The following is a 20,219-nucleotide window of genomic DNA, read 5'->3' as shown; positions in this document are numbered from 1 at the left end:
ACCCTGGTCAAAGTTGTGGCGGGCCGTGACCGATACATCACCTTCGCCAAAGGGGAAAATCACGTGATCCAGTTCGTCAGCGCGTTTGGTGTCTTTCTCATGCTGCATTCGATCCCGGCGATCCCGAATATTCGCCTTCGTATCATCCGGTCGATCGGCAAGCCGACCTATATCCTTGCCTATTCCGTTGTCTCGCTCGCGGCGCTGGTCTGGCTCTTTTCCGCAGCACTTGCCCTCGACTATGTCCCGCTGTGGGAGCTGCGTCCCTGGCATGCGGCGATGACCTTCCTGCTCGCGCCGGTCGGGTGTTTTCTCGTGCTTGCCGGTCTGATGAGCGCAAATCCCCTGTCCATATCGATCCGCTCGGCGGGGCCGGCCGGAGCGGTTTCGCAAATCACCCGACATCCCGTGCAATGGGGATTTGCTCTCTGGGCACTCGGCCATGTCGTCGCCAACGGGGACTTGCGTTCGCTTCTCTTGTTCGGAGGTCTCGGGCTTTTCGCACTCGCCGGCATTCCGATGGCCGAGCGCCGGGCGAGAAAGCGTCTCGGCGCTCACTGGGAGGTCTATGCCGCGCAGACATCCGTCTGGCCCCTGGCGGCGTTTGTTTCCGGGGTCCGGCCGAAATCGGACACGGCGCTTGTGGCAGCAGCGGTGGCCACGATCGCGCTGGTCGCCTGGCTGCTCCTTGCGGGCGGTCACGCCCTGCTCTTCGGCGCCGACCCGATTTCCGTCTTCGGCTGATTGAAGTCCGCCTCGCCGGACCAGGCGCTTGCCAGCGGCGCGACCGGCAGGCCCAGGAGATCGACGGCGCGACGGGCAAGGTGATCTACGATCTCCTGCACCGACTGCGGGCGATTGTAGAAGGCGGGGACCGGCGGCATCACGATCCCGCCCATTTCGGTAACGGATGTCATGTTGCGCAGATGCCCGAGATGCAACGGCGTCTCTCGCGTCATCAGCACGAGCCGCCGTCTCTCCTTGAGTTGGACGTCGGCAGCACGCGCCACGAGGCTGCTGGAAAGACCGGTTGAAATTGCGGCCAGCGTCTTCATCGAGCAAGGCGCAACGATCATTCCCGCGACAGGAAACGAGCCGCTGGCGATAGTCGCACCGATATCGCCATTGTCGTAGCTTCTGTAGGCCTTTGGCAGCATCCCGTCATGGGCGTCGGCCCCAGCCTCGTGCAAAAGGGTCCGCTTGCCGCTTTGCGTGACGACGAGATGGACCCGCACGCCGAGCCCGCACAAGAGATCGAGGACAGCAAGGCCAATAGCCGCGCCTGAGGCTCCAGTAACCGCCAGTACGACGTCGCGCTGCTCATGAAACGATGTCACGTTTGATCCTTTCCCATGTTGTTGCTGCGCGCGCCGCAATGTCTGGCGGCATGCGCAGTTCGCGACCCCATTCGCGGTCGCTCTCCGGCCCGATCTTGCGGGTGGCGTCGAGGCCCATCTTCGTTCCGAGACCCGCTCGAGGTGACGCGAAATCGAGATAATCGATCGGCGTGTTTTCGAGGACCGTCAGGTCACGCGACGCGTCGAACCGCGTGGACACGGCCCACATGACATCCTCCCAGCTCCTCACGCCGATGTCGGCATCGACCACGATGATCAGCTTGGTGTAGTTGAACTGCGGCAGCATCGACCAGAGCCCCATCATCACCCTGCGCGCCTGTCCCGGATACCGCTTGTCGATGGAGACGACCGCAGTGCGGTAGGAGCAGGCCTCCGGCGGCAGCCAGAGATCGCAGATTTCAGGAAATTGTCGCCGCAGGATAGGGACGAACAGCTCTGTCATCGCCTCCCCTAGCCTGGAAGGCTCGTCCGGCGGGCGGCCGGTATAGGTCGAAAGGTAAATCGGCGAGCGGCGGGTGGTGATGGCGCTCAACCGGACGATCGGAAAGGGTTCGACGCTGTTGTAATAACCGGTGTGGTCGCCGTAGGGGCCTTCAGGCGCAGTCTCATCGATCGACACGTGCCCCTCCAGAATGATCTCGGCGCAGGCCGGTACGTCGAGCGGCACGGTCAGAGCGCTGACGACCTGCGTGCGCGCGCCACGCAGAAGACCGGCGAAGTTCAGTTCGCTCACTCCTTCGGGCAGGGGCATGACAGCGGCAAGCAGCGTCGCAGGGTCGGCGCCGATTGCGATCGCCACTGGCATGTCCTGACCGCGTCGCTGCCATTGGCGGAAGTGCTTTGCGCCGCCGCGATGGGCAAGCCAACGCACGATCAGGGAGGAGCGGTCGCGAACCTGCATCCGGTAGATGCCGACGTTGACGTCGTCAGGATCGTCGGGGTCGCAGGTTATCACCAGCGGCCAGGTCACCAGAGGGGCCGGTTCGCCCGGCCAGCACCATTGGACTGGAAGCATGCCGGTATCGATATCGGCTCCACGGTAGACCACCTCCTGCGACAGGGCTGTGCGTCGATGCCTCGGCCGCATGCGACTTGCGGCCGTGAGCAGCGACAGCTTGCTCAAGGCGTCTGCAAGCGACTTCGGCGCGGAAGGGTTTCGAAGATCGGCGAGATCCTCTGCCAGTCGTCCGAGACCGCCCTGCCCGACCCCGAAACCAAGCTCTATGCGTTCCCTGGTGCCGAACAGATTGACGAGCACCGGGATAGGGCTGCGCCGTCCATCGGCGTCTATCGGTGCCTTTATGAGAAGGGCCGGCCCGTTTTCCTCAAGGACATGCTGATGCAGTGCCGTCAGCTCGTGGACGAGCGACACGGGTTCGTCGATCGACAGAAGCAGCCGGCGCTGCTCGAGCTCGCGAATGAAGGATTGCAGGTCGGCATGACGTTTGAACTTGGGCGCATCATTTAGCATGGGGATGCAATCGGCGAGGAAACCGCTCCTGTCTTTGTCTCAAAACAAACAGGGCGAATGCGACAGGCCCTAGGGTGCCACTCTCACGAGAAGAGGCCTCAATGCTTGTTCCATCCCGCTTGATGACCGCGGCCGGTATTGTGCCGTTGCCGATCGCGGCCCGCGCCGCATCCCTGCTGTTCGAGCAGGTGCTCAAATCCCACCCCCGGCTCTTCGACCGGCTCGGGGATTATCGATATTTGTGTTTTGGCTTTGCTCCCTCGGACCTTGCCTTCGAGTTCGTGATCCGGCCTGCCGGAGGCAGTATCCGAACCTTCCGGCGCGGGCGCGCGCCGGAAGCGGACGCCAGGATCAGTGGCCCCCTGCTCCTGATGCTCGGGCTTGCCGAGGGCCGCCTGGATGGTGATGCCGTCTTCTTTGCCCGCAAGCTTGCCGTGACAGGCAATATGGAAGCTGTGCTCGCACTTCGAAATGCGCTCGACGACAGCGGAATCGATCTGGTGAAACTGGCCGGAGACATGTCGGGGCCAATTCGCCGTCCCGTGATGGCGACACTCTCATCCATCCGGCGCCGTGCGCTCAAAGCCGAAGGTGCCAGATGGAACTGATATGCCCAGCAGGAACCCCCTCGTCCTTCAGAGAGGCCGTAGATGCGGGTGCGGACGCGGTTTATTGCGGCTTTCGCGACGAAACGAACGCCAGAAACTTCCCAGGTTTGAATTTTGATCTGCAGGAGCTCAGAGAGGCCGTTTCATATGCCCGCGCCCGAGGCGTCAAGACGTTCGTGGCACTGAACACATTCATGACGGCAGGGCGGGAAGATCTCTGGTATCGCCGGGCGCAGGAAGCAACCGATGCCAGGGCCGACGCGCTGATCGTCGCCGATTTCGGGCTGATGGCCCATGTTGCCGAACGTCATCCGCATCAACGCCTGCATATTTCCGTGCAGGCTTCGGCCTCCAATCCGGATGCTCTTGCCTATCTGGTCGAAAGTTTTGGCGCAGCGCGCGTTGTCCTTCCCCGAACCCTGACGGTCGCCGACATTGCCCGCATCGCCCGTCACGTGCCCTGCGAACTTGAAGTCTTCGTCTTCGGCGGCCTCTGCGTCATGGCGGAGGGACGCTGCTCGCTTTCCTCCTACGCCACCGGAAAATCACCCAACATGAACGGCGTCTGCTCGCCGGCAAGCCACGTTCGCTACCGGCAGGAGGGCACCGACATGGTATCGGAACTGGGCGGGTTTACGATCAACAGGTTCTCCGAGAAGGAACCGGCCGGCTATCCAACCCTCTGCAAGGGGCGCTTCGAAATCGGCAAGAGCAAGACCTACGCCTTCGAGGACCCGGTTTCTCTCGATGTCATGGACCAGCTGGACGAACTCCAGGCAGCCGGTGTCACAGCGCTGAAGGTAGAGGGGCGCCAACGCGGCAAGGCTTATATCTCGCAGGTCGTTTCGACGCTCCGCGCCACGATGGAAGCCGCACCCGCCGATCGTCCCGCACTCATGGCCCGCCTCAAGGCCCTCAGCGAGGGACTGGAGACGACGCATGGCGCCTATGAGAAGCGGTGGAGGTAAGAGATGAAGCTGACACTTGGCCCGCTCCAATATCTCTGGCCGACCGACCGATGGCGCGACTTCTATTTCGCGATCGCCGACGAAGCGCCTGTGGATGTCGTCGTTATCGGCGAGACGATCTGCTCGAAGCGCCTGCATTTCATGGAGGCCGAACTTGCTGTCGTCATCGAGCGGCTGGAGGCAGCAGGAAAAGAGGTCAGGCTCTCGACACTGGCGCTTGTTACGCTCGATCGCGAGGCGAATTATCAAAGGGCACTCGCTCAGGAGGATGTCAGGCTCGTCGAGGCCAATGATCTCTCCGCCCTCTATCTTCTGAAGGGACGGCCGCACGCCGTTGGACCGTTCATCAATGTCTATAATGCAGCGACAGCACGCGTTCTGGCATCCAATGGTGCGACGGCGATCTGCCTGCCGCCGGAACTTCCGGCCTCTTCCGTCGCCGCCATTGCCCGGACCTGTCCCGATCTGGATCTAGAAGTCTTCGCCTTCGGCCGCATGCCGCTCGCCATCTCCGCGCGCTGCGCTCACGCCCGCTCGAAAGGGCGAACCAAGGACAATTGCCAGTTCGTCTGCCAGGAGGATCCTGATGGCATCACGGTCAACACCATTTCAGGCCAGCCCTTTCTCGCCCTGAACGGCGTGCAGACGCTGTCGCATACCTGTCAGGCGCTGCTCGAGCGATCCGACGAATGGACGGCACAGGGTGTCAGTTCGCTTCGGCTGTCGCCGCAGACCTGCGACATGGTCGAAGTATCCTCGACTTTTCGCGGGATGCTGAATGGAGCAATCGAGCCCGGGCAGGCGCTGAACAGGCTGCGCGATCTCTATCCGGACATTCCGCTATCGAACGGGTTTCACCACGGCAAGAGCGGCGCGGAATGGGTCGCGCGCCTGAGAAACGCAAAGGATTTGGCACAATGAAGATGAGACTGTCGGAAAGCGACGCTCCCGGCGACAGACGGATCTTCTCTGCTCTGCGTCAGATAAAGGCTTTTGCGAAGGACCCGGATTCCGACTGCAACTGCACCCTCATCATCGGTGAATTGCTCGCGCATCTGGTTCCAAGACAAAGAGCCGCCGTCGTGCAGGAGCTGTTCATGTCGGCGCTGCGCCAAAAAACGAAGGTCGGCACGCTCCTGGAACTTCTGAAGGAACTCGAGCAGTTTGGACCTGCCTCCGAAATCGGCGAGATCGAGGAAGCGGCTCTGATTTTCGACGATGTGGCAAAGCAGGCAAGAATGGGCTCTCAGCTTCTCAGAGCCTTCGTCGCCAATCGGCGAGACATTCTTGGTGCCCAGCAAACCCTTCTCGCGAAAGAGGCCGGGGAAATTCCATCATGAAGGCAGAAAACCGCCGGGATCGGCACGTCGACGTGCTCGAGGTCATAAGCTCTGGCGGCTCGCCCGGCGGGGAATCGCGCGCAGCTCTCGAAATGTTTCTCCTGCAGACACGGCCGACCCTCGCGCCGGAGCCGACTGCCGGCGACCAACTGAACGGTCTGCGTATTGGCGTCAATGAGGCGGGCGGGGGGCCACATCCGTGAAAGCCGGCCAGTGGTCGATCGGTATTGTCACCGACATCATCGCATTTGCGCCAGATCAATCACGGTCGAGGCTAATGGTTTATGCTCATCATATTGCAAGGAGTGATCGGAATGGGAAGTTTTAGCACCTGGCATTGGCTAATCGTCCTTGCCATCGTCCTCATCCTGTTTGGACGCGGCAGGATCCCAGAACTCATGGGCGACGTGGCACATGGCATCCGGGCCTTCAGGAAGGGATTCGACGACGAGCAGGTCAGCGGAAAGGACAGGCACGGCGATGCAGATCGGCCTTGATCCCGACCGACACAACTGTGCTGGATGCCGGGAGAGCGCATGATGGACTACGCGATCATCTCGGCTCGGTTCGACGACGCAGAAAAATGCGGTCGAATCGATCTTCAAATCGCGGACCAGATCAGGCAGTTGATCGTCACCAGGCGATCGCTGTTGAGTGTTGCATCGCCACCGCGCGCGAGCGAGGCGCGGCTTTTCCAGTTCCAGCATAACTTTTGCGAAATTGCGCTCGCCTATGGCAAATGCGACCGGAGGCGGGCGGAAACGCTGGTCGTCACAGCAACCGACGTAAGGCGCTGGCGCCGCGGTCATTCACAGTCAGAACCGCTGTGGACATGGCATGATGTCGGCACCATCACCCCCGCTCCCCGCCCGACCGAACCTACACCCCGGCTACGCGCTTCGGCAGAAAAGCGCGAACGCTTCGTGGGCGCATAGTTTCCCGAGACGGCTTCGTCCTGATCGCGCGATATCGCGAAGCTCGGTCTCGAGCAGTTCTCATTCGTTCGCGCGGTTGCGATTGAGACATGGCGCCTTTGAAAGATCGTCAGAGATGCAGAACGTGTCTTCGGGTGCTTGATAGATCTCTCTCAGGAGCATGGCTGGAGAAGCTGCTCGGCAAAACGGGGAGCGCATGTCTCTCCATGACCGGCGAAATGCTATCGCCCTCTGGGAGTTCGTCCTCGATCAACCTCGATCCGCCTGGCGCGGTCCTCGAACTGATACAGATCAAAACGATCCGTCAGAATCCATGAGAAAGGGTGGCAGACAATCGAGGACCGGATCTGATGAACCTGCCGACATTCGCACTCGCCGTCTTATCGCTGTTGATCCTCCCCGGCCCAACCAATGCGGTTCTCGCCTTGGCGTCGACAGCCCTGACGTTCCGGCGGTTCCTATCGCTTATCTCTGCAGTCTTGCTCGCTTATTTCGCAATCATCGTTCCGGTGTCAGGGATCGCCGCTCCGCTCCTTCATGGCCATCCGACCATCGCCAGCATCGTCAAGCTGATTTCGGCGATCTGGGTTCTTTATCTTGCGCTCAAGCTATGGGCTCCGGCACGATCGGGCGGCCGTAACAGGCTCAGCCTCGGTCCACTCTTCATCACCACGCTGCTCAATCCGAAGGCCGTCATTATCGGCCTCTCCCTCGTGCCCGCTGTCCAAGCCGGCGTACCTGCCGTTATGGCGACATTCGCCTGCTGCGTGGCGGTGACCTCAGCGATCTGGCTAGGCCTTGGCAGTCTCATTGTTGGACACCATGCGCAGATGCCAACACTTACGCGGCAGTGTGGTTGCGCAGCATTGGTTGCCTTCGCCGTGATCCTTGCCGTCGGCGCCTTATTGGACCTGAGAGCGATCTGAGTTTTTCAGGGCGGCATCTGGAACACCGCAGTCGGTTGCGAGGTTCGACGTCTTGGTCGGCGATTAGACGGCCTGCCCTGTCCTGTCATCAGCGGCGAAGACCAACACTACCTCCTGCGCAAATGGCAAAAGGACAAGCTGACGGCAATCGGCCCATCCTATCCGACCTACCAGTGGCGGACAGCGATCCTCAGCGCTCTTGATGTGCTCGACGGCAAACAGGTGCCGGGTCCGGAATGGATCCTGCCTCAGCCGGCGATCACGCAGGATACGCTGGCAAGCTATATCGACGAGCGCATGCCGCCGTTAGACTCCAGCCTTGGCGGCTGCCAGGATCTGCCCGGCTATCCGGAGGTTTGGGTTGGCAAGAAATAGGTTTTGAAGGAAAGCAGCCCCGGCGGGAACGCCGGGGTATCCCGCATTGGCCGGCGTCGCCGGCGGTAATGAGGAGTTTTCCATGCGGCAACCGACAATTGCGCCAGTCAGAGGTTCCGGGGTTGTGACTGAAAGAATCGGCTCCAGGTCGTCCACCTCTGCGGCCAAAAGCGGAACCCGGCACAAAACGGCCCGGAGCTGAAGCTGCGCGCCTGCCCGCCTCCAACAATCAATCGCTGTCCACCAGACCATCCACGGCCTGTCATTTCGCCGGTTGAGACCTCGCACTCAGCTTGTTGCCGTCAGGATCGCGAAGATATGCCACGAATGCCCCGTTCGGACGCTCCGAAGGTGGGCTCTCTATTGCCGTGCCTCCATGCGCGGTACCGGCAGCATGCCACGCTAGAACGTGGTCGCGGCTCGCGGCGACGATACCGATCGTTCCACCATTGGCCGCGGTCGCAGGCTTCCCATCGATCGGTTTCGTGATCATCAGCCGGCCGCCTTCGTGTGCATAGATCAGCCGCCCTCTCGCATCCATCTCGCCGGGCTTGCCGCCTAACGCCGCGAACGTCGCGTCGTAGAAGCTTCTGGCCCGCTCCAAGTCGTTGCTGCCGATCATGACGTGCGTGAACATGCTTCATCTCCTGTGGGATGCTTGTGTAATCTGATTCCTGCCTGTTATCGGTCGAAGTTTCTTAAATATTTTGCTGGCGACGCGCCGAGCGCTTTCTTGACCGTGGTGATAAACGCAGAGATGGATTCGTACCCGAGGTCGGCGGATACCTGCTGAACCGTCGAAGGCGCCTTCTTCTGCGGCAAATTCAGCTTCGACCTTGTAGGGTGGCAGGCTCTCCTGATTGCGGACTTGATAAGCGTTAACCTTTCATTAACCATAGCTCCCTAGCTTCCGGAAAGAGAAGCAACAGTGTCCGGCAATTTTCGAGGAGGACGCCATGTCGCTCGTGACAGTGCCAGGGAAAATTCGCCTTTATGGCGGTCATGCAATTCTAATCATGACGGAAGGAAACCTACATCAGGCCGTCTGCATCACCGACGATGCCATGCCTGCCGGTGAAGGCGACATCATGCAAGGCCTCCTCCAGTGCCTTCAAGTTTATGAGGGCATCGCCGATCGCAAGTTCTCGGACGRTGAACTGGCCTATGATGGACGGGTGTGGATTACTTCATCCGACATCACCCCGCATTAAGCAATCGTAACACCCGTGGCTATCCCGAACGATTCGTCAGAGCCGCAGCGTCCACATGGTTGGCAGCTTTAGGCCGATAGCGGCGATGGTCGACAACCTGTCACGTGGGCGCTCTCATGAATTAGGTAACCAGTGGATCGTCCAGATGAGTGAGCGGAAGCCGGAGCTTCGCCGCCAGCTCTCCGGCCAGTCAGGTCTTGCCGCTTCCGCCATTGCTGCGACGAAAATCGTTCCATCACCCTTTCTCCACCGAAAGTCAGGTCAACGACCCCCGGTCGTTTTGTTCGACGATTTCCTCACGACAAWGCCGAGTTTCCGTGCAAGCTTGCTTCGAAAAGCATCGATGGCGGATCCACTTCACCCAGGATCCGGATAACCCGCTCGCAATAGCTCGGCCCTGCGAGCGTCAGCTCTATCCGCCTTGGGCCGGCGTCATTATCGGCGGCGCGCGTTGGACCCGGTACCGGCCTATCGCGCGAAATCTCTGTCTTCGGCTTGATAGTGAGCGAGCTGCCGGCAAGCACGGCATCAAAACCCGTCGCTTCGGCTGCCGCGCCGGTGAACTTTGCAGTCAGCGCATCATCACTCCCCGGAAATTTTACAGACACTGTACCGCCATCGTTTTTCGCAACTGAGATGTCACTTTCGCAGCGCAGCACCGTCAATGAACTGGTATTCCGTTGATTCACGGAAGCTGTCTCCCGCTCCGCCATGGTATCCAGCAAGGCCGACACCCCCACAATTGCGCTCGATAGGCGGGAGCAACCTCGTCCTTTTCGATCTTCGACATGGTGATGATCGGGACGACCAGGCTGAAATCATACATCGCTTCGCTGGCAAAGACGCTTGTCGCCGTTTCGACAGCGACCGAAAATCCTTCACCTTCCAACATGTCCTTGACGATTGCAGCGCATTGCTCCGGCTCATGCCCGATCCAGCCGTCCCAAACGATAAGTGCTTCGCGCATCGTAGAACTCCTCAGTGAGCGGCCCGGCCGATGCCTTGCATTGCTTCCGCGGTCGCGTCCCCAGCCCCATCTTCCAGCCACCGCACGTCTTCGGGGGACAGTTGGATGGCGGAGGCTGCAAGGCTGTGGCGAAGCTCTGCGAGGCTTGCCGGCCCAATCAGAGGAATGACCGGCCAGGGTTGATTGAGGACATAGGCGAGCGCGATCTGGATCGGATCCTTGCCAAGGCGCCTGCCGAGCTCTTCTGCGCGGCCCTTACGCTGAAAATTCAGGTCGGAATACCAGGCGCGAGCGAGGTCCCGATCATCGAATTTCCGTGGCCCGGATCTGTCCGTAAAGAAGCCGCGTGCCTGGCTCGACCAGGCAAAGTTTGTGACCCGTCGCTCCCTCAACCAGCTCTTCCAGCCGGCGTCGGAAGAAGCGATGCAACCCGCCCAGACCGGATCGACCATCTCGGCCAGCGAGAAGTTGTTGGACAGCACGCTTGGTCTGGTCTTGCCGGTTCGTTCGGCATAGGCGATCGCTTCGTCCATGCGTTCCCGCGTCCAGTTCGATCCGCCGATCGGTCCGCGAATGCGGCCGGCCTTCACCTCCGCATCCATGGCATCGACGAACTCGCCGACGGGCACGTCGGGATTGTCGCGATGCATGAAATAGACGTCGACATGGTCGGTCTGCATCCGCTCCAGGCTGGTGGTCAGCTGTTTGGCGATCACATCGGGATAGCAGAGCGGCGAATGCGCCCCCTTTTCGATGATCACTACCTCGCCCCTGACGCCTCTGCTGCGAACCCATTCGCCAATCAGCCGGTCCTGCGTGCCGCCCCCATACTGGAAGGCGGAGTCGATGAGATTGCCGCCGGCTTCGAAGAATGCATCGAGAGCGATCGAGGCTGCCGGGAAGGTCGAAAACAGCATCATGCCGAGAGCCAGCATCGATGTCTCCTTTTCCACCCCGTCAATATGCCCTCTCGGAACGATCACATCCTTGCGGCGGAGCTGTTCCCCGGTCAGCGTCCTCGTTCTGACGGCCGGCGTTTCCAGCGCATATTCAAGTCCGATGGCGGCGCGCCACTTGTCCATGACCTTGAGATTGCCGAGCGTGTCGGCAGCCGACATGCCTGGATAGGCGAATTCCCGTCGCCCTGCGCGGATCGCCTCGGCCGCCGCATCCACCTCGAAACTGTAGACGTGCCGCGGCTCGTCGACGTCGATGTCGTGCCGTTTTCCGGCTGCATCGAAGAGCCTGATGACCGCAGTGCCGCCCTGTTTGCCAGCGGCAAACCAGAAATGATCGATCTCGATCGATCCGGCAGTCCCGAAGATCCGCAGCACGTTGTCCTGGACAAGTGAGACCGAACAGGCAACTTCAGCAATGATGCCGTTCGGGAAACGCAGGATGGCCGCACTCCATTCGTCGATGCCGGTTGAGCCGAGATGCCCGACGCCGAAGACCTGGTCCGGCTCGAGGATGCCGCCCGCCTCGTGGATGCCGGCGATCAGCCTTGCCATCGAGACGGGATAGCCGCCGACATCGAGAATGCCGCCACCGGCAAGATCATTGGCAAACAGCCGGTGCTCCTGTTCGAACGGCTTGGCAAAACCGAAGCTCGACTTGATCATGCGGACATCGCCGATCGCCTTGGCCTTGAGAAGCTCGATCAGCTTCAGCGTCAACGGGTGCAGCCTGTACATATAGGCTTCGCCGAGGAAGGTACCGGCCTCGCGCGCGGCCGTCTGCATGGCTTCCGCCTCTGCTGCCGACAGGCCGATCGGCTTCTCGCAGAGCACATGTTTTCCGGCCCTTGCTGCCTTGATTGCCCATTCCGCATGCGTCGGATGCGGTGTCGCAATATAGACCGCATCGATTTCCCCGTCTGCTAGGAGCGCCTCGTAGCCCTCGAGTATCCGTGCACCGGGGAAGCGCTCGGCAAGGCCTGCTCGGCCCGTGTCGCGAGTGGCAATTGCATCTACCCGGCCTGTCCTCGATTGCGCGACACCTGCAAAGAAGTCGCCAGCGATCCTGCCGGGGCCAAGGATGCCCCAGCGAATTCTATCCATATCGGTCATCTCGTATTCCTAACCTTCAGGTCGGTTGGCGTTGGCAGCGCGGTATGTCTAGGAAAGCTGGACCACGGCGCAGCCGTAGCCCTCGAGTGAGAGGTGACCATCGACCGGCTTGCCGGCATCGAGCAGATCGACCCCGGCCGCAACATGTGACAGGACGGTCGGCTTGTCCGTGTAATTCTGGATGAAGAGAAGCCGGCGATCTGCGTTCATCCGCATCGTGACTTCGACGCCCTCCGGCAGGTCGGCGATTAGCGGTTCGATACCGGCCTCGCCAAACAGGCGCTCCGATAGTGCCTCCGTCAGGTCCGGCGTGAGATAGGTGCCGAGATAGACGACCCGGCCTTTGCCGACGGTGTTTGAGGTTGCCATCGCCATTCCGTCGGCGTAGCGGTTGGACCAGACCGCGATCGTCTCGACGCCGGCGTCGACGGTCAGGTTTTCGTAGAAATAACCGGCCGTCAGTTCACGATTGCCGATTTTGAAGCGACGTTCGCGGCGATGGGATTCCGCGGGTCTGTTCGGAGGCACGACCAGACCGCCGGAGCGCTCCATGACGTCGAAGAGGCCCTTCGCCCCGGGTGCGGCAAGCCGTCCGAAATCCTCCACCTGCACACCCGTCAGTTTCGAAAGCGAAGTTCCAGGTGCGGTCTGCCTGATGACGTGATTGTTCTCGTCGCGGGTTCCCGTGCGGGCGCCGACCACGACGGTACCGCCCTTCTCCGCGAAGGCCTTCAGCCGCTCGGTCCATTCGTCCTTCCACATCACCCAGTGCGGCACATAGAGAAGCTTCAGCTTCGAAAGATCGTCTTCCGGATGGATGAAGCCGCAGGCAATGCCGCGATCATAGCAATACTGGTGAAGCAGGACCGCATCGTCCTGCGGGCTTGGCAAGCCGATCGGATAGGTCTTGTGGGCCTCCTGGTTGTCGAAATCCGACCCGGCGATGCCAACGTCCATGCGCACATAGGTGCCGAGGATCTTGTCCTGCAGCGCCGTCATCTCGGTGGCGAACTGTTTCGCCTCCTCGTAGCGGTGGCGCGGGACGTCGTCGTGATCGATGATACCCATCCAGTAGATCTCGGCGCCGAAATGGGCGGGACGCCAGCGGAAGAACATCAAGCCGTCCGCACCGCGGGCAACCGAAGACATCGCCATGCGCCGCATCTCTCCAGGTTCCGGCGTCAGCGTGCAGAAGCCCGGCTGGCTGCCGAAGTTCGACTGCTGTTCGGGCACGATGTAGTTGCCCGAAAATCCGCGGCAGATGTCGAGATGAAGCGCCTGGACCTTGGCGTGATTGCCGATGCGCTGGAACTCGTCATAGAGTAGCGGATAGATGTCGTAGCCGACGAAATCGAGATCAGTGGTGAACTGTCCGCGGAAATCGATGTCGCGCAGGCCTCCAAGGTTGTGGAAGACGAACCAGGACGATTTGACGGCGCGTAGGATCTCGACCTGGTCGTGCTGGAAGCGGGCCGTCGAAAAGGCCAGGAAGCGATGGTAGTCCTGGAGATGGCCGGGGCTTGGAAAGGTCGGCCCGAATTCGATCGGCAGCACGACCTGGTCGAAACCCTGATAGGCGGTTGCCCAGAAATCTCCGCCCCAGGCGTGATTGAGCTTGTCGATCGTGCCGTATTTGTCCGAAAGATATGATTGGAATTCGCTGAGTGTCGCCTTTGAGAAACTCTCCGGCATGCTCGTGTTAAGCTCGTTGTCGGTCTGCCAGCCGACGACATGGGGATTGTCGCGATAGTGTTCGGACATTGCCCTCGTAATGCGGCGGCTATGCTCGCGAAACACCGGGCTTGCCGTATCGCAATGCTGGCGCGACCCGTGGCTCATTGACCGCCCCTTCCCGTCCACGCGCAGGATTTCGGGATGGGCGGCCGTCAGCCAGCGTGGCGGGGTCGCCGTCGGCGTGCACATGATCGTATCGATGCCGTGGCGAGCAAGAACGGCGATCGCCCGGTCGAACAGGTCGAAATCGAAGCGCCCGAGTTCGGGTTCGAGAATATGCCAGGCGAATTCGGCCATTCGCACGACATTGAAGCCGGCCTTGGCCATGCGCTCGGCGTCGCGCTCCCAGTAGCTCTCGTCGACATGCTCGGGATAGTGAGGGGCGCCAACGAGGAATCGATCGGTCTTGACCGGGTTCCAGGCGGAAATTGTCGCAGATTTCTGTTCAGACACGGCGAGGATCCTGATTGCTATTTGTCGATGATTGCCTTGCGGGCGCTGATCGTGCGTCCGCCATCCGGCGCGAAGAGATAGAGTTCGGTCGGATCGAGCTTGAGCGTCACCGACTGATCGGCCTTGAAGGGCGCGACATAGCTCAACTGAACCGTGATATTTCCCGTCCCGCTTTCCGAAGCGACGGTCCTGAGTTCGCCGGCATCGACGTAGAGGATCGTCTCCCGACCCAGATGCTCGACGAGACGCACCACGCCGTTCAAGGCCCCCGGCTGCCCGTCGGAGACCACGGAGATGGTTTCGGGACGTACACCGAGCGTCAGTTCCGTACCTTTCGCGAGCGCTGAGGGTTCCGACAGTTCGACTGTCAATGGTGCAAGGCCCGGCGCGGAAACGCGGATCTCGTGGCCCGACACGCCGTCGACCGTGACGGAAAGAAAGTTCATGCGCGGCGCCCCGAGGAAGCCCGCGACGAACAGATTGTCGGGATTGCGATAGAGCTCGAGAGGCGAGCCCACCTGCTCGATGATGCCCTGGTTCAGGACGACGATCCGGCTTGCCATTGTCATGGCCTCGACCTGGTCGTGGGTGACATAGACCATCGTTGCACCGAGCTCGGCATGCAGGCTCGAAAGCTCTACACGCATCTGCGTGCGCAGCGCCGCATCGAGATTCGACAGCGGCTCGTCGAACAGGAAGACCTCGGGCGAACGGGTGATCGCCCGTCCGATTGCAACACGCTGGCGCTGGCCGCCGGAGAGCTGCTTGGGGCGTTTGTCGAGCTGGTCGGTGATGCGCAGGATCCTGGCGGCGCGGGCCACCGCAGCGTCGATCTCCGCTTTCGGCCGCTTGGCCATACGGAGGCCGAAGCCCATATTCTCGGCGACCGTCATATGCGGATAGAGCGCATAAGACTGGAAGACCATGGCAATGCCGCGGTCGCCAGGTTCCTCGCGGCTGACGTCGCGTCCGTTGATGCGGATCTCGCCGGAGGTGATGCCTTCGAGACCGGCGATCGTCTTCAAGAGGGTCGACTTGCCGCAGCCCGACGGGCCGACCATGACGATGAACTCGCCTTCCTCCACCGAAAGATTGATGCCGCGCAAGGCGTGATAGGCGCCGTAATTCTTGTTTATCTGTCGCAGTTCGAGGCTGGTCATGCTTCCTGGCTCTCTGCTTTTCGAGATCTAAGGTGCGGGTTCGTGGAGGCAGTCATCCCTTGACCGCTCCCATCGTCAGGCCCGCGATGAAGTGGCGCTGCATCAGGAAGAACATCACGACCGGTGGCACGGCGACGACGATCGTTCCTGCCGAGATGCGGTTCCAGGCCGAGACCCATTCGCCGCGAAGATTGGCAAGGCCCGCCGTCACCGGCTTGACGGAATCGCTGACCGTCAGCACGACGGCCCAGAAATAATCGTTCCAGATGAAGGTGAAGAGCAGGATTGCGAGTGCCGCAAGTGCTGGGCGCACCAGCGGCACAGCGACATGGATGAGGGTCTGGAAGGGACTTGCGCCTTCAGCCCTTGCAGCCTGGAAGAGTTCATCGGGCAATGCGGCGATGAAATTGCGCATGAAGAGGGTGGCAAAACCCGTCTGGAAGGCGACGTGAAAGATGATCAGTGCCGTCGTCGTGTCGATCAGATCGAGCCTGACCATCAGATCGCGCACCGGGATCATCATAATCTGGTGCGGCAGGAAGTTGCCACCGACGAAGAGCGCGAAGATCAGCATGTTGCCGGGAAATCGATACCGGGAAAGCACGAAGCCAGAGAGCGTGCTCAGGACGAGGACGCCTATAACCGAGGGGATCGTGATCGTCAGGCTGTTGATGAAATACTGTGCCATCGGCGTCTGGGTGAAGACGGCTCTATAGTTGTCGATCAGACCGAACTCCGTCGGCCAGCCCCACAGGTTGCCGCCCATGACATCGCTCGTCGAGCGGAACGACGTCAGGATGATCGCAAAGAGCGGGCAGAGCCAGAGGAGAAGGACGACGAGGACGGCGAGGAAGTAGAGGCGGCGTTGCCAGACGGCCGTCTCCGGAATTGGACGAGGATACATCAGCCGCCCCTTTCTTCCGTGCGGACGATCCGCGACAGATACCAGATGATGAAGGCCGCCATGATCACGAAGAGGACCGATGCGATCGCCGCGCCATAGCCGAACCGGTAGGAAAAGATCGATTGCTCGAACATCTGATAGGCAAGCACCGATGAGGAGCCGAACGGTCCGCCGCGCGTCATCACCGACACCATGTCGAAGGAGCGAAGTGCGCCGACGACAGTGACCGCAATGGCGATGAAGGTCACCTGGGTCAGTTGCGGCAAGACGATATGCCAGAGCATGTTCCAGCCTCGGGCGCCATCGACGCGCCCCGCACCGATCAGCTCTTCGCTCAGATTGTTGAGGCCGGCGAGATAGAGCACCATGCAGAAGGTGACCTGCGGCCAGAGCGCTGCGATGACGATCGCGAAGGTGACGAAATGTTCATCGGAAAGCACGGCGGGCGCGGTCGCTCCGAACGCCTTGAAGATCAGGGCAAGCAGCCCGAATTCCGGCGTATAGACCCACGTAAAGACGACGCCGACCGTCACCGAGGCGAGCACCAGCGGGATGAAGAACAGCGACTTCAGGAAGCGCATGCCGCGGATCTTCTGATTGACGAGCAGCGCGATGGCCAGCCCGAGCGGCGGTGCCGCCATGAACATGATGAGCCAGATCAGATTGTTCTTCAGCGACGTGTAGAATTGCGGGTCATTGTAGAGCTCGACGTAGTTGCCAAAGCCGATCCACGTCATCGGCCCCATCCCGTCCCAGTCATGCAGGCTGATCCAGAGACTGCGGACGGCCGACAGAAGAATGACCGTAAAAAACAGGAGGATCGCGGGAGCGATCAGCAAAGTCGGGGTGAGCCACCATCGCTGGCGGCGCCATAACATCAACATTGTCCAGAACCTCTAGAGGAAATGAGGGAGCGGAACCGCAATTCCGCTCCCCGGTCGTCGGGAGGAGAACTAGATCTTGTAGATACGCTTGCGCGTGCCTTCTAGGCGCTGCAGGATCGCCTGCCGACGCTCAGGCTTGGCCATGAATTCCTGGAAGCCGACGAGACCCGCCTGGGCCATATCAGGATCACTGTCGCGGTCGTAATATTGCGAAGTGCCCTTCACCTGCTTGAGGGATTCCACCGCCGCGTTGACCAGCGGATCCTTGCTTGGCGGCAGGTCGCTGCGCGGCGGCACATTGCCGCCCGGTTCCAGATAGGTCGCAAGGTTTTCTGGCTTGTAGAAATAGGCGAGGAATTCACGCGCGCCCTGCTTGTTCTTGCCATTTGCCGGGATATGGACCGAGTTTAGCGAGAATTCCTCAAAGCGCGGAACGCTGGCGTCAAGCGTCGGGAATGGTGCGAAAGACAGCTGCGGCAGATCCGCCTCGGTGAAGGCCGCCCTCAGGAACGCTCCGAGATTCATCATCCCGGCCTTCTTCTGGGCAAGCAGGGCCGCAGCCTCCTGCCAGCCGAAGGACGTGTGATTCGGCGTGAACACTTCCTTCTTGATCATCGCTTCCCACTGGTCAAAGACAGGCGTCAAGGCCGGATCGAGATAGCTCATCTGGCCGTCCATCAGCGCCATGTGCTTGTCGAGACCATTGATGCGCAGGTTCATCTGGTCGAACCAGCCGGCGGCAGGCCAGAGCTCCTTCGTACCGATGGCGATCGGCGTTAGGCCGGCACCCTTCGCCTTATCGCAATAGGCGGCAAATTCATCTGCCGTCGTCGGCACCGTCAGCCCGTTCTGGTCGAAGACGTCCTTGCGATAGAACTGCCCCCAGAGCGTGCCACCGGTCGGCAGGCCGTATTGCTTGTTGTCGACTGTGACGGCGCCGGTGCTGGCACCGAGCACGTCCTTGTACTTTTCCTTCTCGAACAGATCAGAAATGTCGTCGAAGAGGCCGCGCTTGACGAAGGCGCGCATGCGGTTGCCTGAAAACCAGAAGCAGACATCAGGCGCGCCGGCAGTCAGATAGTTGCGGATCGCGGTCTTGTGGGCCTCGTGGTCCATATTGTTGATGACGACCTTGGTCCCGGCCTGCTTGCCGAAGTCTTCTGCGATCTTTTTCAGGGCCTCGAGCGCCTTGCCGTTGCTTTCGGCCGAAATCACATTGATTTCCTGGGCCTGGGCAATGGCCGGAATCGGAAAACTGCCTGCGACCGCGGCGGCGGACATGACGCCGGCACTCTTCAAAAAGGTTCGTCGTGTGGTCGATGTAAAATGCTTGGAAAATGCCCTTGAATTCCTCCCAGTTGAGCTGATCAACACGTCCCGGCGGCCGTCCTCCAAAACGGAGACGCCGGGCATTCAACGTGCCGACCGCTTCATTCCGAGTTGATCGACGGGGCAAATTTATGCATAGATCAGACAGGGTCGCAATAGTTTATTTAAAAAATAAAGAAACTCTGCCGTGAAGCTCAAAAGTGACCAGACGACCGCCAGGGCCATGAACCGCCGTCTGATCCTGAACCTGCTCAGACAAGACGGGCCAAAGAGCCGCGCAGAACTCGCGACGATAACTCAGCTCAGTCCTGCCGCCGTTACGTTTGTTGTCGCAGATCTGATGGGAGAAGGTGTTGTCATCGAGGGAAAGGCAGTCTCCGGTTCTACCGGCCGTCGGCCGACACCGGTGCAAATTGACTACGATCATGCGGTGGCGATCGGCTTTAAGCTGATGGCCGATACAGTGGAGTGCGTTGCAACTGATCTCGCGACAAACCCCATCGCCGCGATCCGCATCCCGATGCCAAGCAAGGCACCCGATGATGTCGCCGATCTGCTGGCGGTGACAGTACCACGGCTGATTGGGCTTGCCGAACGCCCGCAAGCAAAAATCGCCGGCATCGGCATATCGATGCCGGGCGTCATCAATCACGAACAGACGATCTGCGTCAGAAGCCATCGGTTCAACTGGGACAACGTCCCCCTCGCCTCGCTGCTTGCCCGGCGAGTCAACGTCCCCGTCTGGCTGGAGGACGACACGAATGCCTATGCGATCGCCCAGCAGCTTTTCGGTCTTGGACGCCAGCATCGCAACATGGCGGTGCTGGCGGTCGGCGTCGGCATAAGCTGCGCCCTCGTCATCGAGGGAAAGCTCTATCGCGGTGCCAATGGCGCGGCCGGCAAATTTGGCCACACGCTTTTTGAAGAAAACGGACGACTTTGCGAGTGTGGCAAGCGCGGCTGTCTGATGGCCTATCATTCCGAAACATCGATCCTGCGACGATGGAAAGAGGCAAGAGGCGGAGGTGAGGACCTCGGCGCACCCGAATTGCGCCAGGCACTGGTTGCCGAGGATCCGGCCGCGGTTGCCATTGTCGGTGAGGCTGGCCGCGGGATCGGCACGGCGCTCGCAAACCTCGTCAACGTCACCGACCCGGAAGTGATTGTCGCTGGAGGCGAAGCGGTTTCGCTCGGAGAATATTTCCTGGCGCCGTTACGTGAAGCCTTTTCGCTGCGCACCTTTCGCAGCCCCCCTCCAATCCTTCCGGACTGGGAGGACAATTCGTGGGCGAGAGGTGCCGCTGCGCTCGTCACGCAGCGAATGTTCGACTTCGAGTCGTCCGGCGGCATTACTGGTATCGGCGAGAATGGGTACGGACCGGCGCGGGCATCGTAGGGTACAGTTCCCGAATTAGGACGGGCGAGGACGCCCGTCTACAGTCTCAACCCTAAAGTCTTGGTGCGCAAGAGCGACCGCTTCAGCTCCATCTGCTGAGCGAGTTCGGCACGGTGGCTGCGATCAGCGAG

23 protein-coding genes and 2 pseudogenes are annotated in these 20,219 nt (G+C 60.7%); 13 read left to right on the top strand and 12 right to left on the bottom strand.

Annotated features, from left to right (window positions below; genetic code table 11):
- The first annotated feature begins 63 nt into the window (after positions 1 to 63).
- Positions 64 to 744 carry an NnrU family protein gene (locus AC1DF8_RS18570; protein ID WP_478154402.1) on the top strand — a complete coding sequence of 227 codons (681 nt, stop codon included), beginning with the start codon at positions 64 to 66 and terminating at the stop codon, positions 742 to 744.
- Here AC1DF8_RS18570 and AC1DF8_RS18565 read toward each other — a convergent pair.
- Together AC1DF8_RS18565 and AC1DF8_RS18560 are read right to left on the bottom strand one after the other, a co-directional pair.
- Positions 699 to 1,337 carry a UbiX family flavin prenyltransferase gene (locus AC1DF8_RS18565; protein WP_478154401.1) on the bottom strand — a complete coding sequence of 213 codons (639 nt, stop codon included), beginning with the start codon at positions 1,335 to 1,337 and terminating at the stop codon, positions 699 to 701. The two genes, AC1DF8_RS18570 and AC1DF8_RS18565, sit on opposite strands and share 46 nt — an antisense overlap.
- Complete coding sequence (locus AC1DF8_RS18560; protein WP_478154400.1) at positions 1,321 to 2,829, bottom strand: UbiD family decarboxylase; 1,509 nt, start codon at positions 2,827 to 2,829, stop codon at positions 1,321 to 1,323. Before AC1DF8_RS18560 ends, AC1DF8_RS18565 begins: the two co-directional genes overlap by 17 nt.
- A gap of 122 nt (positions 2,830 to 2,951) precedes the next feature.
- On the opposite strand from AC1DF8_RS18560, the gene ubiT reads away from it, so the two are divergent.
- The 9 genes from ubiT to AC1DF8_RS18515 all read left to right on the top strand — a co-directional run bounded on the left by ubiT (position 2,952) and on the right by AC1DF8_RS18515 (position 7,981).
- Positions 2,952 to 3,437: a ubiquinone anaerobic biosynthesis accessory factor UbiT gene (gene ubiT / locus AC1DF8_RS18555; protein WP_478154399.1), complete on the top strand. Its 486-nt coding sequence runs from the start codon at positions 2,952 to 2,954 to the stop codon at positions 3,435 to 3,437.
- Entirely contained in the window at positions 3,428 to 4,405 is a 978-nt protein-coding gene (gene ubiU, locus AC1DF8_RS18550) for a ubiquinone anaerobic biosynthesis protein UbiU (RefSeq protein WP_478154398.1), read from the top strand. Before ubiT ends, ubiU begins: the two co-directional genes overlap by 10 nt.
- A gap of 3 nt (positions 4,406 to 4,408) precedes the next feature.
- The gene (gene ubiV / locus AC1DF8_RS18545) at positions 4,409 to 5,326 is read left to right on the top strand and encodes a ubiquinone anaerobic biosynthesis protein UbiV (protein ID WP_478154397.1); all 918 of its coding nucleotides are present in this window, start codon (positions 4,409 to 4,411) and stop codon (positions 5,324 to 5,326) included.
- Complete coding sequence (locus AC1DF8_RS18540; RefSeq protein ID WP_112547009.1) at positions 5,323 to 5,745, top strand: hypothetical protein; 423 nt, start codon at positions 5,323 to 5,325, stop codon at positions 5,743 to 5,745. The genes ubiV and AC1DF8_RS18540 overlap by 4 nt, the downstream gene beginning before the upstream one ends.
- A complete protein-coding gene (locus AC1DF8_RS18535) occupies positions 5,742 to 5,948 on the top strand; it encodes a hypothetical protein (protein ID WP_113204057.1) in 207 nt (68 codons plus the stop codon). The genes AC1DF8_RS18540 and AC1DF8_RS18535 overlap by 4 nt, the downstream gene beginning before the upstream one ends.
- Before the next feature lie 111 nt (positions 5,949 to 6,059).
- Complete coding sequence (locus AC1DF8_RS18530; RefSeq protein WP_112547047.1) at positions 6,060 to 6,242, top strand: twin-arginine translocase TatA/TatE family subunit; 183 nt, start codon at positions 6,060 to 6,062, stop codon at positions 6,240 to 6,242.
- Between the two features lie 42 nt (positions 6,243 to 6,284).
- On the top strand, positions 6,285 to 6,680 hold the full coding sequence (locus AC1DF8_RS18525) for a hypothetical protein (RefSeq protein ID WP_478154396.1): 396 nt from the start codon (positions 6,285 to 6,287) through the stop codon (positions 6,678 to 6,680).
- 323 nt (positions 6,681 to 7,003) lie between these two features.
- A complete protein-coding gene (locus tag AC1DF8_RS18520; RefSeq protein WP_478154395.1) occupies positions 7,004 to 7,606 on the top strand; it encodes a LysE family translocator in 603 nt (200 codons plus the stop codon).
- Positions 7,607 to 7,810: 204 nt separating this feature from the next.
- Positions 7,811 to 7,981: a hypothetical protein gene (locus AC1DF8_RS18515; RefSeq protein WP_478154394.1), complete on the top strand. Its 171-nt coding sequence runs from the start codon at positions 7,811 to 7,813 to the stop codon at positions 7,979 to 7,981.
- Between the two features lie 262 nt (positions 7,982 to 8,243).
- On the opposite strand, the gene AC1DF8_RS18510 is transcribed toward AC1DF8_RS18515, so the two are convergent.
- Both AC1DF8_RS18510 and AC1DF8_RS18505 read right to left on the bottom strand, forming a co-directional pair.
- The gene (locus AC1DF8_RS18510) at positions 8,244 to 8,618 is read right to left on the bottom strand and encodes a VOC family protein (RefSeq protein ID WP_112547013.1); all 375 of its coding nucleotides are present in this window, start codon (positions 8,616 to 8,618) and stop codon (positions 8,244 to 8,246) included.
- Positions 8,619 to 8,662: 44 nt separating this feature from the next.
- Positions 8,663 to 8,788 (bottom strand): annotated as a pseudogene (locus AC1DF8_RS18505) (AraC family transcriptional regulator); the annotation flags it as partial.
- A gap of 149 nt (positions 8,789 to 8,937) precedes the next feature.
- Between AC1DF8_RS18505 and AC1DF8_RS18500 the strand changes: the two are divergent.
- Positions 8,938 to 9,192 carry a hypothetical protein gene (locus tag AC1DF8_RS18500; RefSeq protein ID WP_478154393.1) on the top strand — a complete coding sequence of 85 codons (255 nt, stop codon included), beginning with the start codon at positions 8,938 to 8,940 and terminating at the stop codon, positions 9,190 to 9,192.
- Between the two features lie 296 nt (positions 9,193 to 9,488).
- Here AC1DF8_RS18500 and AC1DF8_RS18495 read toward each other — a convergent pair whose 3' ends face one another.
- The 8 genes and pseudogenes from AC1DF8_RS18495 to AC1DF8_RS18460 all read right to left on the bottom strand — a co-directional run bounded on the left by AC1DF8_RS18495 (position 9,489) and on the right by AC1DF8_RS18460 (position 18,662).
- Positions 9,489 to 9,917: a hypothetical protein gene (locus AC1DF8_RS18495; RefSeq protein WP_162732831.1), complete on the bottom strand. Its 429-nt coding sequence runs from the start codon at positions 9,915 to 9,917 to the stop codon at positions 9,489 to 9,491.
- A pseudogene (locus tag AC1DF8_RS18490) lies at positions 9,850 to 10,159 on the bottom strand (ThuA domain-containing protein); the annotation flags it as partial. The pseudogene AC1DF8_RS18490 and the gene AC1DF8_RS18495, both read right to left, overlap by 68 nt.
- An 11-nt stretch (positions 10,160 to 10,170) precedes the next feature.
- Positions 10,171 to 12,228 carry an aldo/keto reductase gene (locus tag AC1DF8_RS18485; protein ID WP_478154392.1) on the bottom strand — a complete coding sequence of 686 codons (2,058 nt, stop codon included), beginning with the start codon at positions 12,226 to 12,228 and terminating at the stop codon, positions 10,171 to 10,173.
- 48 nt (positions 12,229 to 12,276) lie between these two features.
- A complete protein-coding gene (locus tag AC1DF8_RS18480; RefSeq protein ID WP_478154391.1) occupies positions 12,277 to 14,415 on the bottom strand; it encodes a beta-galactosidase in 2,139 nt (712 codons plus the stop codon).
- A gap of 17 nt (positions 14,416 to 14,432) precedes the next feature.
- Positions 14,433 to 15,575 carry an ABC transporter ATP-binding protein gene (locus AC1DF8_RS18475; RefSeq protein WP_478154390.1) on the bottom strand — a complete coding sequence of 381 codons (1,143 nt, stop codon included), beginning with the start codon at positions 15,573 to 15,575 and terminating at the stop codon, positions 14,433 to 14,435.
- A 52-nt stretch (positions 15,576 to 15,627) separates the two neighbouring features.
- Positions 15,628 to 16,479, bottom strand: a complete 852-nt coding sequence (locus tag AC1DF8_RS18470; RefSeq protein ID WP_478154389.1) for a carbohydrate ABC transporter permease — start codon at positions 16,477 to 16,479, stop codon at positions 15,628 to 15,630.
- Entirely contained in the window at positions 16,479 to 17,363 is an 885-nt protein-coding gene (locus AC1DF8_RS18465; RefSeq protein WP_112971469.1) for a carbohydrate ABC transporter permease, read from the bottom strand. Before AC1DF8_RS18465 ends, AC1DF8_RS18470 begins: the two co-directional genes overlap by 1 nt.
- 69 nt (positions 17,364 to 17,432) lie before the next feature.
- Entirely contained in the window at positions 17,433 to 18,662 is a 1,230-nt protein-coding gene (locus tag AC1DF8_RS18460; protein WP_478154388.1) for an ABC transporter substrate-binding protein, read from the bottom strand.
- On the opposite strand from AC1DF8_RS18460, the gene AC1DF8_RS18455 reads away from it, so the two are divergent.
- Together AC1DF8_RS18455 and AC1DF8_RS18450 are read left to right on the top strand one after the other, a co-directional pair.
- A complete protein-coding gene (locus AC1DF8_RS18455; protein WP_478154428.1) occupies positions 18,643 to 18,807 on the top strand; it encodes a hypothetical protein in 165 nt (54 codons plus the stop codon). The two genes, AC1DF8_RS18460 and AC1DF8_RS18455, sit on opposite strands and share 20 nt — an antisense overlap.
- Before the next feature lie 72 nt (positions 18,808 to 18,879).
- Positions 18,880 to 20,088: an ROK family protein gene (locus AC1DF8_RS18450; RefSeq protein WP_478154387.1), complete on the top strand. Its 1,209-nt coding sequence runs from the start codon at positions 18,880 to 18,882 to the stop codon at positions 20,086 to 20,088.
- Positions 20,089 to 20,219 lie beyond the last annotated feature (131 nt).

This window comes from Rhizobium sp. 05N49, from assembly GCF_056396805.1.
Note: the sequence above shows the minus strand (reverse complement) of the source record. Positions and strands in the feature narration are given on the sequence as shown.